This is a genomic window from Yersinia alsatica (assembly GCF_025133195.1).
GTDB classification, from domain to species: Bacteria; Pseudomonadota; Gammaproteobacteria; order Enterobacterales; family Enterobacteriaceae; genus Yersinia; species Yersinia alsatica.
Genome location: NZ_CP104006.1, coordinates 1,396,392 through 1,418,303, shown reverse-complemented (window position 1 = coordinate 1,418,303; position 21,912 = coordinate 1,396,392). Strand labels below are relative to the sequence as shown.

Here is a 21,912-nt window from a genome sequence, read left to right as displayed (position 1 = left end):
ATTATCATTAGTATTTGAGCCTATTTTTTGAGAAAAAATAAGAATTCCCCTGATATCAGGGACAACGCAGCGTGACAATCGAATAACTATTCTTGGCTGTACAGCTTGAGTGACATGGAATGTAAAGTTTGAGGCGGTTACTCTCTAATTATTATTCCTTAATAAATACCCTATTTCGCCACTTACACAGCATTTTTCCATGATAAACCCACAAAAAACAGCGGGTCACCCTCTTGAGTTTTTTTCATGGTAAAAGCCGCTCTCACAGCACAATCATCATGCTAACGTAAGAAATACATCCCAATAATGAATGCAGTCCAAAGAATAATGGACTCAGATTATAAAAAGGTGACAACGCAATCATGTCTGCAAATAAACCTACGACAGAAAAACTGGAAACAACCTTAGTTAGCGCGGGCAGAAGTAAGAGATTTACCCAAGGCTCGGTTAATACCGTTATCCAACGGGCATCTTCGCTAGTTTTTGACTCAGTGAAAGCAAAAAAGCATGCCACCATTAATCGTGGAAATGGCGAGCTATTCTATGGCCGTAGAGGCACGCTGACCCACTTTTCCTTGCAGGAAGCAATGACGGAATTGGAGGGGGGTGCCGGTTGTGTGCTTTATCCTTGTGGGGCCGCTGCCATTAGCAATGCCATTTTGTCATTTGTCTCAACCGGTGATCATGTGCTGATGACCGGTTCTGCTTATGAACCCGCACAAAGTTTTTGCGATAAAATTTTATCGCGCATGAATGTGACCACCACCTATTTTGATCCGATGATAGGGGCCGAAATAGCCGCGCTGATTACCCCGCAAACTAAAGTGGTGTTTCTTGAATCACCCGGCTCTATCACCATGGAAGTGCAAGATATTCCAGCTATTGTGAAAGCCATCCGTGCTGTGTCTCCCGAGATGATTATCATGATGGATAATACTTGGGCAGCCGGTGTGCTGTTTAAAGCATTGGATTTTGACATTGATATCTCCATCCAATCAGGTACTAAATATATTATTGGCCATTCCGATGCGATGCTGGGGATTGCAGTTGCCAATGCTCGATGTTGGGAGCAGCTGCGGGAAGACTCTTATCTGATGGGGCAAATGGTTGATGCCGACACCGCCTATCTTGCCAGCCGTGGTTTACGCACTCTCAGTGTGCGGTTAAAACAACATGAAAAAAGCAGTATTGAAATAGCGAACTGGCTGGCTCAACGCCCAGAAGTAGCTGCGGTCTATCATCCGGCGCTACCTAGCTGCAAGGGCCATGAGTTTTACCAGCGGGACTTCACGGGCTGTAATGGTTTATTTTCTTTTGAGTTAAAAGAAGAGCTCACTCAGCAGCAGTTAGAAGCTTATCTTGACCACTTTACCCACTTCAGCATGGCTTTCTCATGGGGCGGTTTTGAGTCCTTAATCCTGGGTTATCAGCCAAAGGATATCCGTGCAATCCGCAAGTTCGAAGCAGAGGGAATAAAAGGAACTCTGTTCCGTCTTCACATCGGCCTGGAAAATGTACAAGACTTGCAGAACGATTTGGTGGCAGGATTTGAGCGCATTAAAGCAGTGGGATAATCGCTACTGCACAACCTGATTTGTTAATGCGCGGTGATAATGGCCGCGCATTAATCCTCTCTTACACAAATAGTATCAACGACACGTATATATCCGCCCAAAAATTTAATTATTGAGGATAAGATCAATGTGGATCTGCGCCATTACGGATACACTGTGTAAGACCTCACAACAATATCCTCACACGATAGGCAAACAGGAACAGAAATGGATGTATTACGCGAAATCCTTCATGCCTTATGGCAGCAGGATTTTAGTAAACTTGCCGACCCGAATGTGATTTGGGTCATTTATGGCATTCTCTTTACCACCCTCTTTTTAGAAAATGGTTTACTGCCGGCTTCTTTCCTCCCTGGTGATAGCTTGTTGCTATTGGCGGGTGCATTAATTGCCAAGGGTGTCATGGGATTCTTACCCACAATGATAATTTTGACCGTTGCCGCCAGCCTGGGTTGTTGGTTAAGTTACCTGCAGGGGCTGTGGCTCGGTGATACCAAAATAGTAAAAAGGTGGCTGTTGCAACTGCCCGTTCATTATCGACAGCGTGCACATAATTTGTTTGTTCGCCATGGTTTAGCGGCCTTGATTATCGGCCGGTTCTTGGCTTTTGTGCGGACTTTACTGCCAACACTGGCGGGTATTTCAGGTCTGAACAGCACACGTTTTCAATTCTTTAACTGGCTCAGTGGGCTGCTGTGGGTAGGCAGTGTCGTGGGGTTGGGCTTTGCTCTTAGCCATATTCCATTGGTTAAGCATTATGAAAATCAGGTCATGACGGCGCTGATGATTCTGCCGATTGTCTTACTCCTGATGGGGCTGGTCGGCACACTGGTTTTGGTTTGGTGTAAACGTAAGAGTGTCACTGAGTAGCGGCCCAGTGCTGGGCTTGTTAGCTAAACGGCGCGCTATGCGCCGTTTTTTGTCAGCGTAAAAGCGGGCGCTACATCAACTAGCGCGCAGCTTGGCAAGCTCTTCACTGGGCGTCACGCCAAAATAGCGTTTAAACTCACGGCTAAACTGCGAGGCGCTTTCATACCCCACTTTATTGGCTGCGGTGCTGGCTTTTAGCCCATCGTGCAGCATCATCATTCTGGCACGGTGCAGTCGGTAAGATTTCAGATATTGCAGGGGCGAGGTGTTAGTCACGGCTTTAAAATTATGATGAAACGCCGAGACACTCATATTCACATCTGCGGCTAATTGTTCCACATTCAGGTTATCGGCAAACTGATTTTCGATACGCCGCAGTGTCTTGGTAATTTGATTGAAGTGCCCATGGCGGTTAACCAATGCCTGCAACGCCCCACCACACTGACCACACAGCACATAGTAGATAATTTCCCGCACAATTTGTGGGCCAAGTACTCTGGCATCACGTGGATTAGACATCACATCCAGCAGGCGCTCAGTGGCGCACAGCATCTCTTCAGTTAATGCCGATGAGTTGACGCCGGACGTATTACCGAAAGGTTTATCCAGCTCATCATCACCAATATCTATAATTAGATCCTGTAGCATCTGGTTATCTATATGAATATAAATTCCAGCCAGCGGTATTTCAGGGCTAGCAAAGGTTTCACATTCAAAGGGCAGAGGCACGGTCAGAATAAGGTAGTTTTTCGGGTCGTACTGAAACACTTTACTGCCCAGATAACCGACTTTATGCCCCTGAAATATAATCACCACACTGGGGGTGTACATTACAGGTGTGCGCGGCTGATGCACCGTGGAGTACAGAATCTTCACCTTGGGTACAGCGGAAGGGGTTAAGCCATTGCCCTGCGCCAGACCAGCAATTTTTCCAGCCATCTGTGCCTGAATATCAGTAACCTCAACCATGGTGCCTCACCTGCTTCTGTTATCTAAAACAATCTGACATAAATTATGCAGTATTTCGGGCATTTTCTACAGTGATTTGGAGAAATAGGCAAGAGCTAGGCAGAAATGTGCATTGAGGTATAGCATCAGGTTACCGACAATGGCTACCAATAAAATTAGCAGCGTCATCATTGCTGTTTGTTCATCACCCAAAAGCTGGAAGACAAATCATCATGCAAAATTTTACCCTTCATACCCCAACAAAAATCCTGTTTGGTACTGGTCAGATAGCGCAACTAAGTAAAGTGATTCCTGCCGATGCGCGCATTTTAATCACCTACGGTGGCGGTAGCATCAAACAAAATGGCGTGCTTGACCAAGTTCATCAGGCACTAAAAGGCTTTGATTTTATTGAGTTTGGCGGTATTGAGCCAAATCCGACCTACGAAACCCTGATGAAAGCCATTGAGGTTTGCCGCAAAGAGAAAATTAACTTCCTGCTCGCTGTTGGCGGCGGTTCAGTGCTGGATGGCACTAAATTCATTGCCGCTGGTGTCAATTATCCACAAGACCCATGGCATATTCTGGAAACCATGGGCCGCGATATTACTGAAGCCATCCCTATGGGCTCAGTGCTGACCTTACCTGCTACTGGCTCTGAAGCTAACAATGGCGCAGTTATCAGCCGCCGTAGTACCGGCGATAAACAGCATTTCTTCTCCCCACATGTGCAACCGCTGTTTGCTGTGCTGGACCCTGAAGTCACTTATACCTTGCCACCGCGTCAGGTCGCCAACGGTGTGGTCGATGCTTTTGTTCATACTATTGAGCAATATCTGACTTACCCAGTGGATGCAAAAGTACAGGATCGTTTTGCTGAAGGTCTGCTGTTAACACTGATCGAAGACGGCCCAAAAGCCTTGAGTGACCCGAAAAATTACAATGTGCGTGCCAATATCATGTGGAGCGCCACCATGGCATTAAACGGCCTGATTGGTGCTGGTGTCCCGCAAGACTGGGCAACACATATGCTGGGCCACGAACTGACTGCACGTCATGGGTTGGATCATGCCCAAACATTGGCGGTGGTATTGCCTGCACTGTTGGTCGCCAAGAAACAGCAAAAACACGCTAAATTACTGCAATATGCAGAGCGCGTCTGGGGTCTGCGTGAAGGGACTGAAGAACAGCGTATCGATGCCGCGATTGAAGCAACCCGTCATTTCTTTGAAACCATGGGTGTGGCAACTCGCCTGTCCGCCTACAAACTGGATGGCAGCTCCATTCCGGATCTTATCAAAAAATTGGAAGAGCACGGCATGACGGCGCTGGGTGAACACGGCGATATCACTTTAGCCGATAGCAAACGTATCTACGAAGCCGCGGTCTAATAAACACAGCTATAGCGACTAAACTTATCACATTGGTTATATAAATAGGCTGGTACAGCCCAAATCTATACCCAACGAAAATGGCGTTGCAGGGAGCGGGCTTCTTGCAACGTCAAGCACTAAGGGTATTCAGCTAAGGAGATAAACATGGCAACACAACCCATTATCAAACTGCACGATGGAAATCTGATGCCACAACTCGGCCTTGGCGTTTGGCAAGCAAGTATTGAAGAAGCACAGCTTGCTGTCAGCAAAGCGCTGGAAGTGGGCTATCGTTCGATCGATACGGCGGCTATTTATAAGAATGAAGTCGGTGTTGGTCAGGCGCTGAAAACCGCTAACATTCCCCGTGATGAGGTATTCATTACCACAAAACTGTGGAATGACAGCCAGCGTAATCCAAAACAAGCTCTGGAAGAGAGTCTGGAAAAGCTTCAGCTCGATTATGTGGATCTCTATTTGATCCATTGGCCAGATCCTACACAGGATCGTTATGTCAGTGCCTGGCGTGAGCTTATCACCTTGAAAGAACAAGGTTTGATCCGTAGCGTGGGGGTTTGTAACTTCACAATTCCTCATCTGCAACGGCTAATTGATGAAACCGGCATTGCCCCGACCGTCAATCAGATTGAGCTACATCCGCTGCTACAGCAGCGCCAAATTCATGCCTGGAATGCTACACATCATATTGCTACCGAATCCTGGAGCCCACTGGCACAGGGTGGCAAAGGTGTGTTTGATCAGGCTGTTATTCGTCAACTCGCCCAGAAATACAACAAAACGCCGGCACAGATAGTCATCCGTTGGCATCTGGACAGTGGGCTGATTGTTATCCCGAAATCAGTCACTCCCGCGCGCATCAGAGAAAACTTTGAAGTGTTTGATTTTAAACTGCACAAAGATGAACTGACGGCAATTTCGAAGTTGGATAGCGGTAAACGGCTGGGGCCAGACCCGGATGTTTTCGGGTCTGACAGCTGATTCAGCTTAGTGATGCTTAGTCTTGCCTCTGGCGGTGCCAGCAGGTTTATTTACCGGCGCTCTGTTTGCGCCGGTTTTGTTTGCACCCGTTTTATTTGCGCCAGTCTTGTTTGCACCAGTATGGTTTGTACCGGTTGGTTTAACTGACGGTTTAGCCGCAGACGCGCTATTGGCTGCCAGCGGTGTTTTAGCCGCAACTCGCCCAGTAGGCTGGCGTTGACGAGTGATTGAGGTGTGTTTGGTCAGCGCCGGGGTATGCTGGCGGAATGCGCGCCGTGCTTCACGCTGCTCTTCGAGAGTTGGAGCCGGAACCAAACATTCACGGCGGCTACCAATCAAATGTTGCAGTCCCATATCCTCTAATGCCGCACGAATCATCGGCCAGTTAGCCGGATCATGATAACGCAGCAATGCTTTATGTAACCGCCGTTGGCGATCACCTTTAGGAACAACCACATCCTCACTCTTGTAATCCACTTTCCCCAGCGGGTTCTTACCGGTGTAATACATGGTGGTGGAGTTAGCCAGCGGTGATGGATAGAAGTTCTGCACCTGATCCAAGCGGAAGCGGTTTTTCTTCAACCAAAGTGCCAAATTAACCATATCTTTATCTTCAGTCCCCGGATGCGCGGAGATGAAATACGGGATCAGATACTGCTCTTTACCGGCCTGCTTAGAATAGGTATCAAACAGCTCTTTAAAACGCTGATAGCTTCCCATTCCCGGCTTCATCATCTTGGAAAGTGGCCCTTCCTCGGTATGCTCCGGCGCTATTTTCAAGTAACCGCCCACATGGTGGCTGGCTAATTCCTTGATATAGCGCGGATCTTCCACCGCCAGATCATAACGAACCCCAGACGCAATCAGGATCTTTTTGATCCCTTTCAAATCGCGGGCGCGTCGATACAGAGAGATGGTCGGCTGATGGTTAGTGTCCATATGTGGGCAGATTTCAGGATACACACAAGAGGCACGGCGACAGGTTTGCTCGGCACGTGGCGACTGGCAACGCAGCATATACATGTTTGCCGTCGGGCCACCAAGATCAGAGATAATACCGGTAAAACCGGGTACTTTGTCACGAATTTCTTCAATTTCACGAATAATGGAATCTTCGGAACGGCTCTGAATAATGCGCCCTTCGTGTTCGGTAATCGAACAGAATGAGCAGCCGCCATAGCAACCACGCATGATATTGATCGAGAAACGAATCATGTCGTAGGCTGGAATCGGTGACTTGCCATAAGCCGGATGCGGTACTCGCTGGTAAGGCAGCGCAAAAACACTGTCCATCTCTTCGGTGCTGAGCGGAATCGCCGGTGGGTTGATCCAAATATAGCGATCGCCATGTTTTTGCATCAAAGCCCGCGCACAGCCGGGGTTGGTTTCATGATGTAAAATCCGCGACGTGTGGGCATACAACACTTTGTCTGCTTTCACTTTTTCATAGGATGGCAGCAAGACATAGGTCTTCTCCCACGGCTTTGGTTTCGCCGCCCGCACCGTCACCGGCTTGGCTTCGGGTTCCGGCACAGTATCCGTGGCACAGGGTAAATCATCGCCATAAGGATTAGGAATAGCTTCAATACGGCCCGGTTTATCCAGACGGGTAGAATCTACCCCACTCCAGCCCGGCAATGCACTTTTGCGCATCACGACGGTATTACGCACATCCTGAATATCTGCAATTTTCTCACCATTAGCCAAGCGGTGCGCCACTTCAACCAGCGGCCGCTCACCATTGCCATACACCAGCATGTCAGCTTTCGCATCCACGATAACCGAGCGGCGCACAGTATCTGACCAATAATCATAATGAGCAATACGGCGTAAACTGGCTTCAATACCGCCGAGCAATACCGGCACATGGCTATAGGCTTCTTTGCAGCGCTGGCTATACACCAAGGTGGCACGGTCTGGCCGCTTACCACTTTGATTATCCGGCGTATAAGCATCGTCATGGCGTAATTTGCGGTCAGCGGTATAGCGGTTAATCATCGAGTCCATATTACCCGCAGTGACTCCGAAGAACAGATTCGGCTCACCCAAGCGCATGAAATCGTTTTTATTTGTCCAATCTGGCTGAGCAATAATTCCCACGCGGAAGCCTTGAGCTTCTAACATGCGGCCAACAATGGCCATGCCAAAACTGGGATGATCCACATAAGCATCCCCAGTGATCACAATGATGTCACAGCTATCCCAGCCTAATATGTCCATTTCTTCGCGAGACATCGGTAAAAATGGCGCAGTGCCATAGCATTCAGCCCAATAAGGCTGATAAGAAAACAGGTCACGCTCTGGCTGGATCAGGCTGGTACTCATGGCAACACTCTTTGATTGGGGAAAGTTGAGGTGGTTCGGGTTAAGAAATCATCACCGGGCGGCGATTATACGCATTTATCCATGAAAAGAGGAAGGATATCTATTTTGTATGAGGGAATCAGTGATTCAGTTCGGTTGATATAAGATTGTCGCTAATCTTATATCAACCGAAACCCGATCCGGTTAAGGGCAGTAAAACTTTAACAACCGAACTTGCCCGCCCAAACCTTAACCAACCGTCGGTGCTGCCTGTGTCACCAACTGCCCTGCTGAACCACGGTCTGCCATCTCAAGGGTCTGGCTGTGGAACAAGAACGGGAAATGCGCGGAAGAAACCTGATTGAAATACACCAGTAACTCCACATCGCCATCAACCCAAACCGTGTCTTTCCAGCCGCGATCTTCCGCCATTGCTGGCGCGCCATTCACATTCTTCACTAGGAATGAAACGCCCTGAATATGGAATGCTTGTGGCATATCTGCATGCAACGTCCAGCGCTCCCAAGTACCTTGTTGGGCTTGAGCATCAACCCGGCTCATATCCCAGATAGCCCCATTAATACCTGGCAAGTCATCGCCCAAGCGGAACTCACGGGAACGCACCACACTGCCGTCCAAAATCTGGTCGGACAGCAGACGCATTGGCAGATTATCAGTCACCAACGGTAATAAACCGGTCGGTTTTAGTGTCAGCACCAAGGTGGAAATCAAAATGCTTGATGGCTCAAATAGCCCACGCAGGCGGTCCATAATCCCGGCGGATTCGCCAGCGGTAATCGACACTTCGCTGCCTTGCGACATATCAATCACCACTTCACGTCGCTCACCCGGCGCGAGTGACAGTTGCTGTACGGCAACCGGAGCCGGTAAGAAACCCTGATCACTGGCAACAACATGAAGTGGACGCCCATCACTGAGTTGCAAGGTATAGCGACGAGCATTGGAAGCATTCAATAAACGTAAACGCACCCAACCACGAGAAACCTCAACAAACGGGCTTTGCACACCATTAACCAGCAATGTATCCCCAATAAAACCGCCTTTAGCGGGTGGGTCATATTGCGGGACACCAAAGTTATCCAGCCGTTTATCCTGAATAATAATCGGGAAGTCATCCACCCCATAGTGACTCGGCAGCGGCATTGCTTTGCTGACTTCATCTTCCACCAGCCACATACCGGCCAACCCGTTATAGACATGGGGGGCCATGCGGTTCGGGGTATTAGCATGATACCAACAGGTTGCGGCGGGTTGTCGCACCGGTAATACCGGCGACCAATCACTCCCTGGGGAAATCATGCGCGCAGCACCGCCCATCAAGGTGCCGGGCACTTGCAACCCACTGATCGTCATGGAGACCGGCTCAGTCAAACGGTTACTGTAAATGAGTTTAACGTCATCACCGCTGAAAACCCGGACTGTCGGCCCCAGATACATCCCGTTGATACCCCATACAGCGGCTTTTTGCCCACCACTGAATGCCCAATGTGCCCGTTGTAAAGTCAAAAACAGCGGTTGACCACGACGAGATTCCAGTATGGGAGGAACAGGTAAAGAGGGTTGTTGGGTACTATTAGCCTGTGCCCTCAATGGCAACGAGCCCGCGCCTAGCGCTAAACCCGTAGCCTGAATGAACTGGCGACGACTGAGTGACATATCTTCTCCGTGAAAACCACAATCAAACTTACTGCAAAATTTTGCCTGACTGCGAATAACGCTGAAGGACGGCAAAACGCTCACGACCAGAGTCGTTTAAATGAAAACTCACAATTTACTTCAAGCCAAATAATCAGCGCAGAATAACGAATTTATCTACACCAATAGATTATTTTTTAGCTGCGGCCTCTTGGGCTATTTCTGCATCGAGTTGCTCAATTTTAGCCAGCATCAAATTGCGGCAATGCTCCGACAACTCGCGCACGCGATCTTTGCCATAGCCGCTGGTATCAACTGGCGGCATGATTTCTACGATGACTTTGCCATTCGACCAACGATTTAAGTTGATATGGTTAGTACTGGAAACACAGATTGGCACAATCGGCACACCAGCGGCGATAGCGGCATGGAAAGCGCCGGTCTTAAACGGCAATAAGCCACGGCCACGGCTGCGAGTCCCTTCTGGGAACATCCAGATAGAAACATTTCTTTTTTTAACCTGTTCAACGACTTGGGCAATAGTGCCATGCGCTTTAGCACGGTTATCACGATCAATCAGCAGGTTACCGGTCAGCCAATATAATGGGCCAAATAAAGGTACCCACAGTAAGCTCTTTTTGCCCACCGTGACGGTGCCTGACTGAACCACATTCGACATCGTGACCATATCGTAATTATTCTGATGGTTAGCGATGTAAATGCAAGTTCCGTAATTCGCTGCTTCTGGGGGAATTCGCTGCTCAACGGTAATCCCAAACAGTACTGACATCCGGCCAAAGAGATGAGCAAACGTCGCCAGATTACGTGGGTTTCGTGGGCTAAACAGGCAATAAATTGAGCCAAAGACACACACTAGAAAACAATATAAAACAGCCAGCACAGTGCGCAAAATTAATAGCATAACAACCTCTTAAACACTTACTTATAGACACGTAATCGGCGCTAGTATAACGGCTTCCAGGCAAAACACCGCGCAGATTCCTAACCATAATGATGTTACGCGACAGCGCACGCAAATTGCGCACGCCGCCTGTTACATTGACTCGCTGTGATTCTAATTACGTTGAATATTACTCTTCACTGTCTGTGGGTATTGCCCGTGCAGGCGCATCAACATCAACACGATCAATACGTTGCAAACCACGAGGTAGCGGTGAACCTTTCCGGCCGCGTTCAGCACGGAATTTCTGCAAATCCTCTGGTCGCAAGGTTAGCTTACGTTTACCGAAGTGAAGTGTAACCGACGTTTGCGGCGGCAAAACAAATAGCCACACCAGACGATCTTTGCCCGCTGCGGCATCTGCCGCCGGGATTGAGACTATCTTATTACCCTTACCTTTTGATAACTCAGGCAGATCTGCAACTGGGAACATCAGCATACGACCAGCGGCGGTGATGGATAACAGCATGTCATCCGGCCCATAAATTTCCAATGGCGGTAATACTTTGGCATTTTCCGGCAAAGTAATCATCGTCTTACCGGCACGGTTCTTGGCAACCAAATCATTGAAAGTACATACAAAGCCATAACCGGCATCTGATGCCATCAATAATTTCTGGCTATCTGGTGCCATCAATACCTGTTCAATGGTTGCACCCGGCGGCGGTGTGAGCTTCCCGGTCAACGGTTCACCTTGCCCGCGTGCTGATGGCAGTGTCAGTGGGTCTAAGGCGTAACTGCGGCCGGTTGAATCAATAAACACCACCGGTTGGTTACTCTTGCCCCGCGCTGCGGCGCGGAAACTGTCACCCGCTTTATAACTTAAGCCAGACGGATCAATATCATGGCCTTTGGCACTGCGCACCCAACCCATTTCAGACAACACAATGGTTACCGGCTCAGAAGGCACAATATCATGCTCACTCATGGCCTTAGCTTCACCACGTTCAGTCAACGGTGAACGACGATCATCACCATAGGCTGCGGCATCTGCCTGAATTTCTTTCTTAATCAAGGTATTCAGTTTGCGTTCGGATGCCAGTAATGCCTGTAATTGATCACGTTCTTTGGCTAACTCATCTTGCTCACCACGGATCTTCATCTCTTCCAGTTTGGCTAAATGGCGGAGTTTCAGTTCGAGGATCGCTTCAGCCTGAGTTTCAGAAATCGCGAAGTGCTGCATCAGCAGCGGTTTTGGCTCATCTTCAGTACGAATGATATGAATAACTTCGTCGATATTCAGGAAGGCAATTAATAAACCTTCTAAAATATGCAGCCGTTTCAGCACCTTTTCCAGACGATAATTCAGGCGGTTACGTACTGTTTGACGACGGAATACTAACCATTCGGTCAGGATCTCCAGCAACCCTTTGACTGATGGACGATGATCCAGGCCGATCATGTTCATGTTAATACGGTAACTTCTTTCCAGATCCGTGGTGGCGAACAGATGGTTCATCACTTGATCCAGATCGACGCGATTAGTACGCGGAACAATTACCAGACGTGTTGGGTTTTCATGATCAGATTCATCACGTAAATCTTCAACCATCGGTAATTTTTTGGCGCGCATTTGGCTGGCAATCTGTTCCAGCACTTTGGCACCCGAAACCTGATGAGGTAAGGCGGTGATGACCGCGCTGCCATCTTCTTTCTTCCACAATGCCCGCATACGCACGGAGCCACGGCCATTCTGGTAAATCTTACGAATTTCATCACGTGGAGTAATGATTTCTGCTTCAGTTGGGAAATCAGGCCCTTGCACGAATTCCAGTAACTCATCCAGAGAGGTCGCTGGTTTATCAATAAGCGCAATCACCGCTTGTGCAATTTCGCGCACATTATGTGGTGGAATATCGGTTGCCATGCCGACAGCAATACCGGTCGTCCCATTGAGCAAAATGTTCGGCAGGCGCGCAGGTAGCATTTTCGGCTCTTGCATGGTTCCGTCAAAGTTCGGCACCCAGTCAACCGTGCCCTGCCCCAACTCACCCAGCAAAACTTCAGCATATTTGGATAAACGAGATTCGGTATAACGCATTGCGGCGAAGGATTTAGGATCATCCGGTGCTCCCCAGTTCCCTTGACCATCAACCAATGGATAGCGATAAGAGAATGGCTGCGCCATCAATACCATAGCTTCATAACAAGCACTGTCGCCGTGTGGATGGTATTTACCCAACACGTCACCCACGGTACGCGCAGATTTTTTAAATTTTGCGCTATTGTTTAGCCCCAGTTCGGACATTGCGTAGACAATGCGCCGTTGCACCGGTTTCAAACCATCGCCGATAAACGGCAACGCCCGATCCATGATGACGTACATGGAATAGTTCAGATAGGCGTTTTCAGTAAAGGTGTGCAGCGGTAAGCGTTCTGCACCGTCATGAGTCAAATCACTCATTACTCAATTATCCTCAGACTCTGGTGGCAATCACTGTTCGTCAAGATAGACACCGCAAGTTCATTGTAGATTTCTGCCCGCGATAGTACCTCATCTGCGGGGTTACTGTCACAACCCACAGATAATCTCAATCTTTCATCTCTGTAACATTGCCCCGCCTTTCTATCACCGGGGTAACAAAACGATATCATCATGTAGCCTACCGCTGCTTTTCCCTTCATATACTGGCTATGCGCTGGACTTCCTTCCACTTTTTCACTTTCTCGATACGGTTGTCGGAACCACAGCGTGCCAATCAACACACAGAGACAATATCGTTTCGCTTGCAGTCGAAGTAGGAGAATACCCATGGCCTCACCCAATATTTTGCTGTTACGCATCGATAACCGGCTGGTTCACGGCCAGGTTGGCGTGGCATGGTCCTCATCCCTGGGGGCAAACCTGTTATTAGTCGCCGACGACGGTGTCGCACAGGACAAACTTCAACAGCAAATAATGTCGATGACAGCTGAGTCTATGGGGCTGGGGATCCGTTTCTTCTCCATCCAAAAAACCATTGATGTCATTGGTAAAGCTTCTGCTGAACAGAAAATTTTTATCGTCTGCCGCACACCGGACGAAGCTCGCCGCTTGGTCGAAGGCGGGGTACCTATTCGCGATGTGAATGTCGGGAATATGCACTTTTCAGAAGGCAAACGCCCACTGACCAAAAAAGTGTATGTCGATGATAACGATCTGGCCAACCTACATGCAATTCAACAGCATAACGTAAATGTCTTTATTCAGGACACACCGAGCGACGGCAAAGATAAAGTCCAGTAAATAGCCGCCGCATCAGGGTATAGCAATACGGTATGACGAAAACCGACAGTACCCTGCCCTACAACGCCTTTGGTGACGGAATTATTTATGCATGAAATAACAATGATGCAAGGTATTGGGCTGGCAATTATGGCCCTGATTGTCGGGATCGATTTCTGGTTGGAAGCGCTGTATATCTTCCGCCCGTTAATCGTCTGTACCTTAACGGGTGCTATTCTCGGTGATATCCAAACAGGTTTGATTACCGGTGCTTTAACTGAACTGGCCTTTACTGGCCTGACGCCAATTGGGGGTACTCAACCGCCAAACCCGGTGTTGGCGGGGATTATGACCACCGTTATCGCCCACAGTACCGGGGTTGATGCGAAAACAGCAATCGGACTCGGTCTGCCCTTTAGCTTCCTCATGCAATACATCATTCTGTTCTATTACTCAGCATTCTCCTTCTTTATGCAGAAAGCAGATTTGTATGCAGAAGAAGCGGATGGCGCGGCTCTCGGGCGGCTAAATTTGTTGTTAACCGCGATAGTGGCGGTGACTTACGCCGCCGTAACCTTCCTTTGTGCCTATGTCTCTCAGGGGGCGATGCAAAGTCTGGTGCGCTCAATGCCGGTGTGGTTAACCCACGGATTTGAAGTGGCGGGCGGCATCTTACCTGCAGTTGGTTTCGGCTTACTGTTGAAAGTTATGATGAAAACGCCGTTCACCCCTTTCTTTATCATTGGTTTCCTGTTTGTCACCTTTATACCGGTACAAAATCTGTTACCTGTCGCGCTACTGGGGACGGCTTTCGCTGTCTACGAATATTACAACCAACAGAAGAAAGCCGCCGCTGCTGCTGCACCTGAGGAGATGAATGATGGAATCTAACACCTTGCCCACTACCACAGATGCCAGCGCAGAACCGACCACCAAGTTGACACGCCGAGATATCACGCGGTTAGGTTTCCGTTCGGCACTGTTACAGGCCGGTTTTAACTACGAGCGGATGCAAGCCACCGGTTTTGCCAGCGCCCAAGTCCCACTGTTGAAGAAGATTTATGGCAATGACAAAGCTGCTCTGTCTGCCGCCATGAAAGACAATCTGGAGTTTATCAATACCAACACCAATGCCGTTGGTTTCCTGATGGGGTTACTGATTTCACTGGAGGAACGTCATGAAAGTCGCGACCTGATTAAGGGGCTGAAAGTGGCACTGTTCGGGCCACTGGCGGGTATTGGCGATGCTATTTTCTGGTTTACTCTGCTGCCAATTGTCGCCGGGGTATGTGCCTCTTTTGCTAGTCAGGGCAGTGTGTTAGGGCCAATTATCTTCTTCGTTGTCTATCTGGCGCTATTTTTACTGCGCGTGGTGTGGACCCATCTGGGCTACACCTTAGGGGTCAAAGCCATTGATAAACTGCGGGCCAGTTCGGGGGCAATTTCCAGAGCTGCGACCATACTCGGGGTGACAGTCGTCGGTGGATTGATTGCTTCGTATGTTCACATCACGGTAGCGGCAAAAGTCGCGGTGACGGCTGGTCATGAAGTCTCTATTCAGGAAGCTTTCTTTGACAAAGTCTTCCCTAATCTGCTGCCCATGGTTTACACCTTGCTGATGTATTACTTGCTGCGGGCCAAGAAAGTCAGCCCGGTAACACTCATTCTGGTGACATTTGTGTTGTCTATTGCCTTGTCATGGCTCGGCGTGTTGTAACTCAGCAATCCGTTTCAATCTTTACTGCGCTGGCTAATTGCCAGCGCCCAAGGACCTTTTATGGTAAGCATTATCATCACTGGCCACGGGCATTTTGCCAGTGGGTTATATAACGCCCTAGAGCAAATCATTGGCCCCCAACAACAAATTATTGCTATCGATTTTCCGGTCGGCATGAATACTCAACAGTTAGACCAAGCATTACAACAAGCACTGGATGCATTACCTGTGGAGCAGGGAGTCGTGTTCTTCACCGATTTACTGGGTGGTTCCCCTTTTCGCAGCGCTGTCCAATTGAGTGTGCAGCAACCTCAGTTTGAAGTTATTGCTGGCACCAATATGCAGATGCTGGCAGAAACAGTGTTAGATAGAGATGAAATCCCCACTGCGAGCGAGTTTGCCCAGCAAGCACTGGCTGCCGGGAGCAGAGGAATCGTTCATTTTGTGCTTGAGAGTGACACACCAGATAATGAGAGCAATGAGGAACCGGAAGGAATCTAGGAGTAACCCTCTGATATGTTGTGATTTCCCATTTTAAAGAAGGGCACTTCGCCCTTCTGCTCCATGAAAGCTGCAATAATCGAACCTGCAATATCCCTCTATAAACTCAGCCACTTTATTTGATGCGCCACTCTTAAGATTTCACCGCGATTAATGCAGTATTCAACTGTTGCACAGCCTGCTGCGGTGTCTGCTCTGGATGGGTAAAAAAGTAGTTCAGGACGTGGAAAAAAATCTCTTTAGTTTGGGCATCTGTCGCCATTGAATGCGCCATACTTGGCAGCAATTTCCCCGATGCTTCAGCTTGGCGGAATGCTTTGCTCGACTGCTGGGCACAAGAGTCAAAATCCTGCAATGAAACATCCATCCGCGCGGGGATTGAGCCTTTTAATTTATTAAAAGTGACCTGAAACTGCTTATCCATCAAGACGTCAGCTAAATGGCGCTGCCCGGATACCATAACCGGATTACCATTCTGCTGCAAAATAGCAAAGCTGTCGGTGTTATAGATGAAGTAGCCCTGAGTCCCGGGAGCCAAGGCACACAGAAACTCTTTGCCGGGGTGGTCACCATCTTGCATCATCTCCCCTTTGGCCCAGTCGCCCATAATCATCATGGCTGCTTTGCCACTGCGCAGCATTTCTACCGATTCATGCCATGGCCGATTGGCAGCATCTGGATCGATATAACTTTTAATTTGGCGAAACTTTTCCAGCACCTGCACCATCTTCTCACTCGTGATAGCACTGCCGCGTTGCTCCATAAATACCTGACGGTAGAACCCCCCGCCCTCCATGCCTAGTAGGAGATTTTCAAACACCGTGGCATCCTGCCATGCTTGCCCACCATGTGCTAGTGGAATGTATCCCGCAGCTTGTAGCTTATCTGCCACAACAAAAAACTCATCCCAAGTGGTAGGGACAGCTAATTTCAATTTGGCGAAGGGTTTGGGGTTAATCCACATCCAATTGATACGATGTATATTTACCGGCACCGCAACATATTCACCACGGTATTTAATATTAGCCTCAATCGCCGGGGGTAAAACTTTATCCCATTCAACAGTTTGCTCCGGTGTATAAGGGCTGGAGAGAAAGCCCAATCTGGCCCACTCCTCTATAGCCTTACCTTCAAGCAGCGCTGCTCCGGGCGGATTGCCAGCAATAGCGCGAGTTTGCAGTACACTGTATGCGCTCTCTCCCGCGCCACCTGCAACAGCAAAATCTTGCCAGTTGTCTCCTTTTTCGGCCAATGCCTGTTTGACCGATTCAAGTGCGGCTTGCTCACTGGACGAGGTCCAATAATGCAGAACTTCAACATTAGCGGCGGTGGCATGGGTCGCGACCGACAACAAGAAAATAAGAGATAGCGCCTTCAACATAGGTAATAGACTCAGTTATAACGTTGTAAACGGACTTCCACTATCAGACCACTGCCGGGATGATTGCGTAATGTCACCTCGCCACCATGTGCTCTGGCAATGCTGCGCGAAATGGCAAGCCCCAATCCGCTGCCACGGTTATCTTGCTGTAAACGGTAGTAAGGTTTAAACACTTTCTCCCACTGATCCTCCGGGATCCCCGGACCAAAATCACGGATAAACAACATGATATAATCCCGATGATCTGACAAAGTTATCTCTACCTGCTGACCATAATTCAACCCATTTTCGACGATATTATTCAGCAGGCGCTTAATCGCCAGTGGGCGACCAAAAATGGGGCTGGCTTTGCCAGATACACTGACATTGAGATAGGCATCCATCATTTTTCTTAGCAAATTCATGATATCGATGGATTCAAGATTCTCATGTAAATCAGTATCTTTCATACTCTGCAGCGCGCCTTTAACCATCATTTCCAGGTCAGCGACATCCTGCTCGAACTTTTTCCCCAATCTTTCATCTTCCAGCATTTCTACCCGCAAGCGCAGCCGAGTAAGCGGCGTTTTCAAGTCATGGCTGATCGCGGTAAACAGCATCTCCCGATTATGCAGATAAGCCCTTAGGCGGCTTTGCATTTGATTGAAAGAACGGGTTGCCGTCACTAACTCTGCACTGCCTTCCTCCGGCAATGGCTCGCTGTCCAAGGAGCTGTTAAGTTCAAGCGCACCATGGGCTAACCGCGCCAAAGGTTTCAGTTCACGGCGAATCAGCCACCAAGTGAAAAGCAGCACCAACAGCAAACTACACAGCGTAAAACCAACCTGACGTAAACTAAATAGCGGGCTTTCTAACTGATCGTAAGGGGGCGGCAGAGGAGCGGCGAGAAATAGCCATTCATTGGCATTCAGTTGTAATTGAATAACCAATACCGGCGCATCTTTATGGGAGGTGGTGATGCCAAAACGTGCCCATGCCGGAGGCAGATTTTCCACCAGAACCCCGGCATTAAACACTTTAAGTTGATCCGCGGGGGTCAGAGAGATGATTGCCGCTTGTCGCTCTCCTAATTGTGTCCGCAGCTCCTGTTTTGCCTGTGAGACTATCGTTCTGGCGGTTTGGCTCTCCAGCAGTTGTACTTCGTCCAATACATGATTATTGATTGAAATAAAAAACTGAGAACCCCCGAGCGCCAGTTGCTGCTGCAATACCAAATGGCGGTAATTGTGCGGCAGAGAAGACATAAAGTTGTAGCTGGTCAGCATCCCTTGCACCAACCCTTTAATGGTACTTTCCAGGCTAGCCTGATTACGCAGACTGAACTGACGATACCAAATGGATCCGGAAATACTTTCAGCTAACAGCAGTGCAATCACCAACATGCATAGCATGCGGCTCAGTAGTGAGCGAGGCCAAAGTGGCCGGAACATATCTTGTAGCCAGCGGACATAACGACCCGCATCAATATTCACGAGTCACATCGCAACACAGCATGTAACCCTGATTGCGCAGAGTGCGCAGTAGCAGGCGCTGGCTATCTTGCAGGCGCTGACGTAACCGGCTGATTTGTACATCAATCCCACGCTCTAAAGGGTTATTTTCCCGCCGACGAGTGATTTCAGAAATCTGGTCCCTATCGAGGATCTGGTTAGGATGACGTAAAAATAGCGAGAGCAACGTAAATTCAATTCCGGATAGCGGTTCACTCTGCTTATGTGGATCAATAAGCTCTCGCCGGACTAAATCCAGTTTCCAGCCGTTAAAACATAAAAAACGTGCTTCGGTACCGGGGCTTTGCACGATTTGATTGCGACGTAATAACGCCTTAACTCGCGCCAACAACTCACGAGCACTGAAGGGTTTAGCCAGATAGTCATCAGCCCCCAGCTCCAATCCAATCACTTTGTCACTTTCATCAGACGCCGCAGTCAGCATGATGATCGGCACCGCCGATACTTGCCGCGCTTTACGGCAAAGCGTGAAGCCGTCATCCCCCGGCAGCATGACATCCAAAATCACTAAATCCACAGACTCTTGCTTCAACGTGGTCAGCAAGTGTTCACCGTCAGGTAGCGAAAGCACACGAAAATTCGCCTTGGTGAAGTATTCCGTCAGCAAGCTGCGGATCTCTTCGTCATCATCAATTACAAGCAAAGTATGAGGGGACATAATGGCGCTGACCTGAATAAACGAGCGTCGCTGATAGGCAAGCAGTGTACCGCTATAACTCTGTTGGCAGCTATATGCTGCGCGGTATTAACTGCATTCTGAGAGCTGCTTCAAAACTGTTGATCTGCGGTTTCGGTTATATAAAATTCAATGCGCGTTGCTTCGCATATTTGCGGCTAAAACGATTCAACCAAAGAGCTTTGTTGCTTTTTAAGCAACAGTGTTATGCATTATTGGGCATTTTTCTCTGGTACTGAAACCGTTAGCATACTCAGCATTCTGAGTTAGGTAGTTTCAAAACTCCCGCTTCAAAAGGATTATATTAATGAGTAACGTACTAATTATTAATGCAATGAAAGAGTTTGCGCATTCCAAAGGTCTGCTAAATCTCACTCTCACTAATGTAGCTGCTGGTTTTCTTCAGGAAAACGGCCATCAGGTTAAAATCACGACTGTTGACCAAGGTTATGATATTGAAAGTGAAATTGAAAACTATCTGTGGGCTGATACGGTTATTTATCAAATGCCGGGTTGGTGGATGGGTGAACCTTGGATTTTGAAAAAATATATTGATGAAGTCTTCACCTATGGCCATGGTCGCTTGTACCAAAGCGATGGTCGTACCCGCTCCGATGCCACCAAAGGTTACGGCTCCGGCGGTTTGATTCAGGGTAAAACCTATATGCTTTCAGTGACCTGGAATGCCCCTGTAGAAGCCTTTACTGATCCAAAGCAGTTCTTCGAAGGTGTCGGTGTTGATGGCGTTTATCTGCATTTCCATAAAGCCAATCAATTCCTTGGCATGAAGCCATTGCCAACATTTATGTGTAATGATGTGATTAAACAACCTGATATTGAAGGTGATATTAGCCGTTATCGTCAGCATCTGGCTGAAAACTTTAACAATCAGGCGGTTTGATTTCCCCCCCCACAAGCTGGATCATCACATAAGTTGGGACAATAATGATTACTGTTTTTGCCGAGATAAAAGTTAAACCGGGCCGCCGCCAGGCGGTATTGCAGGCCATTGAGAAGCTACAACCTGCCGTGCTGGCAGAAGAGGGCTGCGGTGGCTACGCCCCAATGATTGATGCGCCGACCCAGCTTGACTGGCAAAAGAAGTCGCCAGATTCTATCTTCATGATGGAAAAGTGGCAGAGTGTTCAGCATCTGGAGCAACATTTGCAGATGGAACATATGCATCAGCATCGTGAAGTAGTTAAAGACGATGTGCTGGATGTCATGATTTATATTCTAGATAACGCTTAGTCTGCGTTGTTGAAGTTGCAGTACCTGCGCTGCAACTTCACTTAATTTAGCGAGGGCGAGATTACAGCGGGTTAGCGGCTATCTTTAAGCCAATGGCTCGTTTTGATCTGCTCACTGACATAATCCAGAAAACAGGTAATTCGCGCCGCAAGCTGGGTATTACGATAGTAAACCGCATTGATTGGCTGCCAGGTTTCCAGAATTTGATCGGCCATGACCTCGACTAAACGCCCGGTCAATTGATCTTCTCGGGTCATAAAATCAGATAATTCGACTATTCCCTCGCCCTGTAAAGCCAGTAAGCGCAGTGTCTCACCACTGGATGCCGCTAAATTAGGCGTGATTGACGAACGCCCGCCCGGCAAGTGGGGCAGCGACCACTGGTTAAGAAACTCCGGCTGAGTAAACCCAAGCAAGCTGTGATTTGCCAGTTCATCAATGGTATGAGGGGTGCCGTGGCGTTGTAGATAATCAGGGCTGGCAAGGATGCGTACGCGGCTGGCTCCGAGCAAACGGGCATGGATAGTCGAGTCACGCAGCGCGCCGATACGAATAGCGATATCGGTGCGTTGTTCAAGTAAATCGATATTGAGGTCGTCGGTATTCAGCTCAAGAATAATTTGCGGATATAACGCGCGAAAACCGCTGATCATCGGCACAATCACATGCTGCATAAAAGGTGCCGCCGCATTGACACGCAGCCGCCCGGCAGGTTTTAAGCGCCGCAGGGCAATTTGTTCTTCGGCATCATCCACAGCACCCAAAATCTGCCGCGCATGGCTGAGGAACAACTCGCCCTCTTCTGTTAGCTCTAATCGCCGGGTGGTACGGCGCAACAATGTTGTAGCGAGCTTTTGTTCCAGCCGGCTCAAGGCGCGGCTGATACCCGATGTTGTCTGGCTGCGCTGTTCCGCAGCCGCCGTAATTGAGCCGCAGTCAACGACCGAGGTAAAAGCCTGCAACTCTTCTAACGTCACTTTCATCG

At 48.7% G+C, this 21,912-nt stretch carries 19 protein-coding genes; 10 read left to right on the top strand and 9 right to left on the bottom strand.

Annotation, left to right across the window (positions count from 1 at the left end; genetic code table 11):
- Nucleotides 1–362 precede the first annotated feature (362 nt).
- Together metC and N0H69_RS06205 are read left to right on the top strand one after the other, a co-directional pair.
- Nucleotides 363–1,574 carry a cystathionine beta-lyase gene (gene metC / locus N0H69_RS06210; protein ID WP_050123366.1) on the top strand — a complete coding sequence of 404 codons (1,212 nt, stop codon included), beginning with the start codon at nt 363–365 and terminating at the stop codon, nt 1,572–1,574.
- Nucleotides 1,575–1,781: 207 nt separating this feature from the next.
- The gene (locus tag N0H69_RS06205) at nt 1,782–2,444 is read left to right on the top strand and encodes a DedA family protein (RefSeq protein WP_050108584.1); all 663 of its coding nucleotides are present in this window, start codon (nt 1,782–1,784) and stop codon (nt 2,442–2,444) included.
- A 75-nt stretch (nt 2,445–2,519) separates the two neighbouring features.
- On the opposite strand, the gene N0H69_RS06200 is transcribed toward N0H69_RS06205, so the two are convergent.
- Complete coding sequence (locus tag N0H69_RS06200) at nt 2,520–3,413, bottom strand: AraC family transcriptional regulator (RefSeq protein WP_050108586.1); 894 nt, start codon at nt 3,411–3,413, stop codon at nt 2,520–2,522.
- 212 nt (nt 3,414–3,625) lie between these two features.
- Here N0H69_RS06200 and yqhD point away from each other — a divergent pair, with 212 nt between their 5' ends.
- The gene (yqhD, locus tag N0H69_RS06195; protein WP_050123365.1) at nt 3,626–4,783 is read left to right on the top strand and encodes an alcohol dehydrogenase; all 1,158 of its coding nucleotides are present in this window, start codon (nt 3,626–3,628) and stop codon (nt 4,781–4,783) included.
- 147 nt (nt 4,784–4,930) lie between these two features.
- On the top strand, nt 4,931–5,764 hold the full coding sequence (gene dkgA / locus N0H69_RS06190) for a 2,5-didehydrogluconate reductase DkgA (protein ID WP_050150756.1): 834 nt from the start codon (nt 4,931–4,933) through the stop codon (nt 5,762–5,764).
- Nucleotides 5,765–5,770: 6 nt separating this feature from the next.
- On the opposite strand, the gene N0H69_RS06185 is transcribed toward dkgA, so the two are convergent.
- From N0H69_RS06185 to parC, 4 genes are all read right to left on the bottom strand, one after another.
- On the bottom strand, nt 5,771–8,089 hold the full coding sequence (locus tag N0H69_RS06185) for a YgiQ family radical SAM protein (RefSeq protein WP_050123364.1): 2,319 nt from the start codon (nt 8,087–8,089) through the stop codon (nt 5,771–5,773).
- Between the two features lie 228 nt (nt 8,090–8,317).
- Nucleotides 8,318–9,745 (bottom strand): cell division protein FtsP, encoded by a 1,428-nt coding sequence (ftsP, locus tag N0H69_RS06180; protein ID WP_050123363.1) that lies wholly within the window; start codon nt 9,743–9,745, stop codon nt 8,318–8,320.
- A gap of 169 nt (nt 9,746–9,914) precedes the next feature.
- Nucleotides 9,915–10,646 carry a 1-acylglycerol-3-phosphate O-acyltransferase gene (locus tag N0H69_RS06175; RefSeq protein WP_050108596.1) on the bottom strand — a complete coding sequence of 244 codons (732 nt, stop codon included), beginning with the start codon at nt 10,644–10,646 and terminating at the stop codon, nt 9,915–9,917.
- A 169-nt stretch (nt 10,647–10,815) separates the two neighbouring features.
- Nucleotides 10,816–13,089, bottom strand: coding sequence for a DNA topoisomerase IV subunit A (gene parC / locus N0H69_RS06170; protein WP_050108598.1), 2,274 nt, complete (start codon nt 13,087–13,089; stop codon nt 10,816–10,818).
- Between the two features lie 348 nt (nt 13,090–13,437).
- Here parC and agaB point away from each other — a divergent pair, with 348 nt between their 5' ends.
- The 4 genes from agaB (at nt 13,438) to agaF (ending at nt 16,108) form a co-directional block, all read left to right on the top strand.
- Complete coding sequence (agaB, locus tag N0H69_RS06165) at nt 13,438–13,911, top strand: PTS galactosamine transporter subunit IIB (protein WP_004390117.1); 474 nt, start codon at nt 13,438–13,440, stop codon at nt 13,909–13,911.
- Nucleotides 13,912–13,998: 87 nt separating this feature from the next.
- On the top strand, nt 13,999–14,781 hold the full coding sequence (agaC, locus tag N0H69_RS06160; protein WP_050108601.1) for a PTS galactosamine transporter subunit IIC: 783 nt from the start codon (nt 13,999–14,001) through the stop codon (nt 14,779–14,781).
- On the top strand, nt 14,771–15,607 hold the full coding sequence (agaD, locus tag N0H69_RS06155) for a PTS galactosamine transporter subunit IID (RefSeq protein WP_050108603.1): 837 nt from the start codon (nt 14,771–14,773) through the stop codon (nt 15,605–15,607). The genes agaC and agaD overlap by 11 nt, the downstream gene beginning before the upstream one ends.
- Nucleotides 15,608–15,667: 60 nt before the next feature.
- Nucleotides 15,668–16,108 carry a PTS galactosamine/N-acetylgalactosamine transporter subunit IIA gene (gene agaF / locus N0H69_RS06150; RefSeq protein WP_050108605.1) on the top strand — a complete coding sequence of 147 codons (441 nt, stop codon included), beginning with the start codon at nt 15,668–15,670 and terminating at the stop codon, nt 16,106–16,108.
- 133 nt (nt 16,109–16,241) lie between these two features.
- Here the strand turns inward: agaF and N0H69_RS06145 are convergent, their stop codons facing one another.
- The 3 genes from N0H69_RS06145 to N0H69_RS06135 are packed head-to-tail and all read right to left on the bottom strand — an operon-like array spanning nt 16,242 to nt 19,658.
- On the bottom strand, nt 16,242–17,489 hold the full coding sequence (locus N0H69_RS06145; protein WP_050150754.1) for an ABC transporter substrate-binding protein: 1,248 nt from the start codon (nt 17,487–17,489) through the stop codon (nt 16,242–16,244).
- 11 nt (nt 17,490–17,500) lie between these two features.
- A complete protein-coding gene (locus tag N0H69_RS06140; RefSeq protein WP_230676817.1) occupies nt 17,501–18,961 on the bottom strand; it encodes an ATP-binding protein in 1,461 nt (486 codons plus the stop codon).
- Complete coding sequence (locus N0H69_RS06135) at nt 18,951–19,658, bottom strand: response regulator (RefSeq protein ID WP_050108609.1); 708 nt, start codon at nt 19,656–19,658, stop codon at nt 18,951–18,953. The genes N0H69_RS06140 and N0H69_RS06135 overlap by 11 nt, the downstream gene beginning before the upstream one ends.
- Before the next feature lie 325 nt (nt 19,659–19,983).
- Between N0H69_RS06135 and N0H69_RS06130 the strand changes: the two genes are divergently transcribed.
- Both N0H69_RS06130 and N0H69_RS06125 read left to right on the top strand, forming a co-directional pair.
- Nucleotides 19,984–20,577, top strand: coding sequence for an NAD(P)H-dependent oxidoreductase (locus tag N0H69_RS06130; RefSeq protein ID WP_050150751.1), 594 nt, complete (start codon nt 19,984–19,986; stop codon nt 20,575–20,577).
- Nucleotides 20,578–20,621: 44 nt separating this feature from the next.
- Nucleotides 20,622–20,927 (top strand): putative quinol monooxygenase, encoded by a 306-nt coding sequence (locus tag N0H69_RS06125; RefSeq protein ID WP_050150749.1) that lies wholly within the window; start codon nt 20,622–20,624, stop codon nt 20,925–20,927.
- A 71-nt stretch (nt 20,928–20,998) separates the two neighbouring features.
- On the opposite strand, the gene N0H69_RS06120 is transcribed toward N0H69_RS06125, so the two are convergent.
- The gene (locus N0H69_RS06120) at nt 20,999–21,910 is read right to left on the bottom strand and encodes a LysR family transcriptional regulator (RefSeq protein WP_050108615.1); all 912 of its coding nucleotides are present in this window, start codon (nt 21,908–21,910) and stop codon (nt 20,999–21,001) included.
- Between the last annotated feature and the right edge of the window lie 2 nt (nt 21,911–21,912).

Excerpts from the sequence above, each read along its gene's own strand:
- parC (WP_050108598.1), bottom strand. The coding sequence starts at position 13,089 with ATGAGTGATTTGACTCATGACGGTGCAGAACGCTTACCGCTGCACACC.
- agaD (WP_050108603.1), top strand. The coding sequence starts at position 14,771 with ATGGAATCTAACACCTTGCCCACTACCACAGATGCCAGCGCAGAACCG.
- agaC (WP_050108601.1), top strand. The coding sequence starts at position 13,999 with ATGCATGAAATAACAATGATGCAAGGTATTGGGCTGGCAATTATGGCC.
- yqhD (WP_050123365.1), top strand. The coding sequence starts at position 3,626 with ATGCAAAATTTTACCCTTCATACCCCAACAAAAATCCTGTTTGGTACT.
- ftsP (WP_050123363.1), bottom strand. The coding sequence starts at position 9,745 with ATGTCACTCAGTCGTCGCCAGTTCATTCAGGCTACGGGTTTAGCGCTA.
- N0H69_RS06175 (WP_050108596.1), bottom strand. The coding sequence starts at position 10,646 with ATGCTATTAATTTTGCGCACTGTGCTGGCTGTTTTATATTGTTTTCTA.
- N0H69_RS06120 (WP_050108615.1), bottom strand. The coding sequence starts at position 21,910 with ATGAAAGTGACGTTAGAAGAGTTGCAGGCTTTTACCTCGGTCGTTGAC.
- metC (WP_050123366.1), top strand. The coding sequence starts at position 363 with ATGTCTGCAAATAAACCTACGACAGAAAAACTGGAAACAACCTTAGTT.
- N0H69_RS06205 (WP_050108584.1), top strand. The coding sequence starts at position 1,782 with ATGGATGTATTACGCGAAATCCTTCATGCCTTATGGCAGCAGGATTTT.
- N0H69_RS06145 (WP_050150754.1), bottom strand. The coding sequence starts at position 17,489 with ATGTTGAAGGCGCTATCTCTTATTTTCTTGTTGTCGGTCGCGACCCAT.
- agaB (WP_004390117.1), top strand. The coding sequence starts at position 13,438 with ATGGCCTCACCCAATATTTTGCTGTTACGCATCGATAACCGGCTGGTT.
- agaF (WP_050108605.1), top strand. The coding sequence starts at position 15,668 with ATGGTAAGCATTATCATCACTGGCCACGGGCATTTTGCCAGTGGGTTA.
- N0H69_RS06185 (WP_050123364.1), bottom strand. The coding sequence starts at position 8,089 with ATGAGTACCAGCCTGATCCAGCCAGAGCGTGACCTGTTTTCTTATCAG.
- dkgA (WP_050150756.1), top strand. The coding sequence starts at position 4,931 with ATGGCAACACAACCCATTATCAAACTGCACGATGGAAATCTGATGCCA.
- N0H69_RS06135 (WP_050108609.1), bottom strand. The coding sequence starts at position 19,658 with ATGTCCCCTCATACTTTGCTTGTAATTGATGATGACGAAGAGATCCGC.
- N0H69_RS06125 (WP_050150749.1), top strand. The coding sequence starts at position 20,622 with ATGATTACTGTTTTTGCCGAGATAAAAGTTAAACCGGGCCGCCGCCAG.
- N0H69_RS06130 (WP_050150751.1), top strand. The coding sequence starts at position 19,984 with ATGAGTAACGTACTAATTATTAATGCAATGAAAGAGTTTGCGCATTCC.
- N0H69_RS06200 (WP_050108586.1), bottom strand. The coding sequence starts at position 3,413 with ATGGTTGAGGTTACTGATATTCAGGCACAGATGGCTGGAAAAATTGCT.